A 4,491-nucleotide genomic window follows, 5' to 3' on the forward strand; every position below is an offset into this window, starting at 1 on the left:
TCGTCATCAAGCTCGATGGTTTTCATAGGGATGCGCTGGACTCGTCGAAATTCGGATGCGGCGATTATACATAGGCAAACCCGACAGCCCAAGCAAGGGGCTGGCAGATGTACATGAATCTCATCGAGAATACGGCATAATAGCGGGCCAAGTGTGTGATCAGCCGCACTGATAGCCGATCCGGACGGGATTTTTTAGAAAAAAAACCACACAAAATCCCAATCCATTGGACGAAATCCTTTTCTTTCCAGTGCGTTAAATAAAACAGCGATACGCACCCACGACCGACAAGGTGTCATTTTGCAACAAAACAGCATATTGAACTTCAAGGAGCAGGGTCAGGGACCGGCGGTCATTCTGATCCACGGCATGTTTGGCAGCCTAGACAACCTCGGCCTGCTGGCCCGTGCCCTCTGCGAGCACTATCGGGTCATCAGCGTCGATCTGCGCAACCACGGAGCCTCCTTTCATAGCAGCGAGATGAGCTATCCGGCACAAGCGGCCGATATCCTCACCCTGATGGATCGGCTGGAGATTGCCGAAGCGACCCTGATTGGCCACTCGATGGGTGGCAAGGTGGCGATGCAGGTCGCCAAGCTGGCGCCAGAGCGGGTGACCAAGCTGGTGGTGGCCGACATGGCGCCGGTCGCCTATCCCCACTCCCGCCACCAGAATGTGTTCGCCGGACTCAATGCCACACTGCGCACGCCGCCGCAAAGCCGCAGTGAAGCGGAAGCCATGCTGGCACAGCATATCGAGATCGCCGGGGTGCGCCAGTTCCTGCTCAAATCCTTCGCCAGAGGCGAGCATGGCTGGGGTTGGCGCTTCAATGTGCCCGCCCTTGAGCAAAACTACGCCAACATCATGGGCTGGCCAGACGATGAACGCCGCTTCGAGGGGCCGGTGCTCTTTATCAAGGGGGGGGATTCTGACTATATGCAGCCCCAATACAGCGAGACGGCACTGGCCCAATTCCCGGCGGCAAAGGTGCGTGTCATCGCGGGTACCGGCCACTGGCTGCATGCGGAAAAACCGGCTCTGTTCAACAAATTGGTTGTGGATTTCCTGTCGACAGGCGGTTAACAGTTTCAAATCCTTTGTGATATAGTGCGCCGGTCATAAGGAGTGTGCGCAATCCATGCTAAGTGAACATATCGACCTGATCGAAAGTTTGGGCCTCAAGTTATTCTTTGTGGCCATTTTCATATTGATTGGCCTGGCCATTCAGGACGTGCTCAAGCGCGGCAACGTGCCCCGTTTCGGTCGTTTTATCGTCTGGTTGGTACTGTTTCTGGGTTGTGCGGGTTTTGTCGCCAAGGGGCTGATCGAACTGGGCTGGGAAGGCTCAGGACTCGGCTAACTTATTTTCATCTGTGATGTATGGCCAAACAGCAAACTGATCGAACAACACTGGATCTGTTCGCAAATGAGAAGCGCCCCGGCAGGCCAAAGACCAATCCACTCCCCCGCGAGACCCAGCTCAAGATCAACAAGCGTAACCAGCTTAAGCGCGATCGGGAAAATGGGCTGAAGCGGGTAGAGTTAAAGGTGGAGGCCGAGTTGCTGGAGCGCCTGAACCAACTTGCGTTACAACAGAACATCAGCCGAGCCGAGCTGATCCAATCTATCCTGAAACAACAGATTGAGTCCGCCTTTGCGGTGGACATTGCAGTCTGAGCGTTGAGCATTAACACCAAATACGGGTAACTAAACACTATGGCAAGTGTAGGTCTGTTTTTTGGCAGCGATACCGGTAACACCGAAGCTGTCGCCAAGATGATCCAGAAAGAGCTGGGCAAAAACCTGATTGAAGTCCGTGACATCGCCAAGAGCAGCAAGGCCGACATCGAGAGCTTTGATCTGCTGATGTTCGGCATCCCGACTTGGTACTACGGCGAAGCCCAGGCCGACTGGGACGACTTCTTCCCCGATCTGGGCGAAATCGACTTCACCAACAAGCTGGTCGCCATCTTCGGTTGCGGTGATCAGGAAGACTATTCCGAGTACTTCCTCGACGCCATGGGCACCCTGCGCGACATCGTCGAAGCCAAAGGCGCCATCATCATCGGTCACTGGCCGACTGCCGGCTACGAGTTCGAAGCCTCCAAGGCACTGGTCGATGACAAGCACTTTGTCGGTCTGGGTATCGATGAAGATCGCCAGCCGGAGCTGACCGCCGAGCGCGTCAAGGGCTGGTGCAAGCAGCTGCACGAAGAGATGTGCCTGGGCGAGCTGGAGTAATCCGCCTCCCCTCATACCTCTGACAACAAGGGCCCCGACGGGGCCCTTGTTGTATCTGCTTGTTGCGATGCCTGCCTTTATTCTTCCCTGTTATTCACCTCTGTGCTCCGGTTTGGCCCGCACATAGAGGGTGCGCTTGACCTGCGCCACCAGCTCGCCGCTCTTGTCTTGTACCGTCACCTCGAATTCGGGGAAATGCTTGTTGCCACCTTCAGTCGCCGCCACGATTTCGGCCAGCTTGCCCTCGGTCAGGTTGAACTCGGCCACCAGCTTGCCCTTGCCCGGCTTGATGTAGTTGATGCTGCCCGCCTTGTCCCAGACGTAGTAGCGATTCTTGAAGTAGCCCATCAGCATCAGCGGATAGATGGGGTCCGTCATGGCAAACATGCTGCCGCCAAACTGGGTGCGGTTGGCGTTCTTGTTCCACCAGCAGGATTTGAGGGTCACCCGGCAGTAGCGAAAGTCATCGCTCAGGGTCTCTATCTTGATACCGGCCCCCCAGAAAGGGGGCCAGGCGTTGAGTGCGCGGCGCACCCAGGCCGCATTGTCAAAAAGCCAATCCATGGATCTCATCCGACCAGAATATGAAAGTTACATCTTATCAACATCTGCCATGCCAGCAAGTCGGACGACACGATTGATTATTTCAATCCAACCGGCCATTTATGGCTAAACCCCTTGAATTGCTGGGTTTATTTTTAGGGAGGCTACGACCTATAATGGCAGGCCAAGCGAGTTCAAGGTTGCCATTCCTGCGGCAGTCCATCAGAATAACCCCACCTTCGAGAATGCGAATAAGTAGAATATGGCAGACAACAACCAAGCGTTAAAAAAGGCCGGGCTCAAGATCACCTTGCCCCGGGTCAAAATCCTGGAAATCCTGCAACAGCCGGACTGCCAGCACACCAGCGCCGAAGATCTCTATAAACGACTGATCGACCTGGGTGAAGAGATTGGTCTCGCTACCGTCTATCGCGTTCTCAACCAGTTTGATGATGCCGGTATCGTTACCCGTCACCACTTCGAAGGTGGCAAGTCGGTATTCGAGCTGGCCACTCAGGAGCACCACGACCACCTGGTTTGCCTTGACTGCGGCAAGGTGATCGAGTTCTCCGACGAAGTGATCGAACAGCGCCAGCGCGAGATCGCCAAGAAATTCAATATCCGTCTCACCAACCACAGCCTCTACCTCTACGGTCACTGTGCAACAGGTGAGTGCAAGCACGACGAATAAGTCGCCCGTGACTTGCAGATAACGGACAATAAAAAGCCAGCATCAGCTGGCTTTTTATTGTCCGGCGCAGGCCGTTGGCATCGCACAGGGCAGGGTCTCCCCTGCCCCATCGGCTTAGCCTTCGACTTTGCCCCAGGAGTCACGCAGGGCAACGGTGCGGTTGAACACCAGATGCTCCGGGCTGGAGAGCTTGTTGTCGGCGCAGAAGTAACCTTCACGCTCGAACTGGTAAGCCTGCTCCGGCTTGGCGTTCTTCAGGGAGGCCTCGACACGGGCCCCCTCGATGATCACCAGGGATTCCGGGTTCAGCGCAGCTTCAAAGTCATCCTCGGCGCCCGGGTTCGGCACCTTGAACAGACGGTCGTAGAGACGCACTTCCGCTGGCAGGGAGTGAGTGGCGCTGACCCAGTGGATCACCCCTTTCACCTTGCGGCCATCGGCCGGATCCTTGCCCAGGGTCTCGGGATCGTAGGAGCAGTAGATGCAGGTGACTTTGCCATCGGCATCTTTCTCGATGCGCTCAGCCTTGATCACATAGGCATTGCGCAGACGCACTTCCTTGCCCAGCACCAGACGCTTGAACTGCTTGTTCGCCTCTTCTTTGAAGTCCGCTTCGTCGATGAAGATCTCGCGGGTGAAATTCAGCTCGCGGGTACCCATCTCGGCATTGCTCGGGTGGGCCGGGGCTGTCAGCACTTCGTCGGCAGCCAGGTTCTCGATGACCACTTTCACCGGATGCAGCACGGCCATGGCGCGCGGCGCATGCTCGTTGAGGTCTTCGCGGATGCAGGCTTCCAGCATGCTCATCTCGACGATGTTGTCCTGCTTGGTGACGCCGATGCGCTTGCAGAACTCGCGGATGGAGGCCGGGGTGTAACCACGACGACGCAGACCGGAGACGGTCAGCATGCGCGGGTCATCCCAACCATCGACGTGCTTCTCGGTCACCAGCAGGTTCAGCTTGCGCTTGGACATGACGGTGTATTCGAGGTTCAGACGAGAGAACTCGTACTGAC

At 56.3% G+C, this 4,491-nt stretch carries 7 protein-coding genes; 5 read left to right on the forward strand and 2 right to left on the reverse strand.

All coding sequences use genetic code 11. The features are described from left to right. Positions 1-300: 300 nt before the first annotated feature. From G5358_RS20190 to fldA, 4 genes are read left to right on the forward strand one after another with little or no spacing between them, the layout of a single operon-like run. The gene (locus G5358_RS20190; protein WP_421298368.1) at positions 301-1,083 is read left to right on the forward strand and encodes an alpha/beta fold hydrolase; all 783 of its coding nucleotides are present in this window, start codon (positions 301-303) and stop codon (positions 1,081-1,083) included. 55 nt (positions 1,084-1,138) lie between these two features. After that, complete coding sequence (locus tag G5358_RS20195) at positions 1,139-1,360, forward strand: DUF2788 domain-containing protein (RefSeq protein ID WP_005334296.1); 222 nt, start codon at positions 1,139-1,141, stop codon at positions 1,358-1,360. A gap of 20 nt (positions 1,361-1,380) precedes the next feature. After that, positions 1,381-1,677 (forward strand): LexA regulated protein, encoded by a 297-nt coding sequence (gene ybfE / locus G5358_RS20200; RefSeq protein ID WP_005334297.1) that lies wholly within the window; start codon positions 1,381-1,383, stop codon positions 1,675-1,677. A 39-nt stretch (positions 1,678-1,716) separates the two neighbouring features. Further along, positions 1,717-2,241, forward strand: coding sequence for a flavodoxin FldA (fldA, locus tag G5358_RS20205; protein ID WP_005334298.1), 525 nt, complete (start codon positions 1,717-1,719; stop codon positions 2,239-2,241). A 90-nt stretch (positions 2,242-2,331) separates the two neighbouring features. Here the strand turns inward: fldA and G5358_RS20210 are convergent, their stop codons facing one another. Then, positions 2,332-2,805, reverse strand: a complete 474-nt coding sequence (locus tag G5358_RS20210) for a DUF4442 domain-containing protein (protein WP_368225198.1) — start codon at positions 2,803-2,805, stop codon at positions 2,332-2,334. A 241-nt stretch (positions 2,806-3,046) separates the two neighbouring features. Between G5358_RS20210 and fur the strand changes: the two genes are divergently transcribed. After that, on the forward strand, positions 3,047-3,475 hold the full coding sequence (fur, locus tag G5358_RS20215) for a ferric iron uptake transcriptional regulator (protein ID WP_005334301.1): 429 nt from the start codon (positions 3,047-3,049) through the stop codon (positions 3,473-3,475). Between the two features lie 114 nt (positions 3,476-3,589). On the opposite strand, the gene glnS is transcribed toward fur, so the two are convergent. Continuing rightward, positions 3,590-4,491, reverse strand: a 902-nt coding sequence (gene glnS / locus G5358_RS20220) for a glutamine--tRNA ligase (RefSeq protein WP_421324796.1), incomplete at its 5' end; no start/stop codon positions are given.

Origin of the sequence: Aeromonas sp. 604176, from assembly GCF_049170755.1 — a bacterium.
In the GTDB taxonomy this organism is placed as follows: domain Bacteria; phylum Pseudomonadota; class Gammaproteobacteria; order Enterobacterales; family Aeromonadaceae; genus Aeromonas; species Aeromonas veronii_A.

What these genes read in the sequence shown, in the direction of transcription:
- G5358_RS20195 (WP_005334296.1), top strand. Translation starts at nt 1,139, where the DNA reads ATGCTAAGTGAACATATCGACCTGATCGAAAGTTTGGGCCTCAAGTTA.
- ybfE (WP_005334297.1), top strand. Translation starts at nt 1,381, where the DNA reads ATGGCCAAACAGCAAACTGATCGAACAACACTGGATCTGTTCGCAAAT.
- fldA (WP_005334298.1), top strand. Translation starts at nt 1,717, where the DNA reads ATGGCAAGTGTAGGTCTGTTTTTTGGCAGCGATACCGGTAACACCGAA.
- G5358_RS20210 (WP_368225198.1), bottom strand. Translation starts at nt 2,805, where the DNA reads ATGGATTGGCTTTTTGACAATGCGGCCTGGGTGCGCCGCGCACTCAAC.
- fur (WP_005334301.1), top strand. Translation starts at nt 3,047, where the DNA reads ATGGCAGACAACAACCAAGCGTTAAAAAAGGCCGGGCTCAAGATCACC.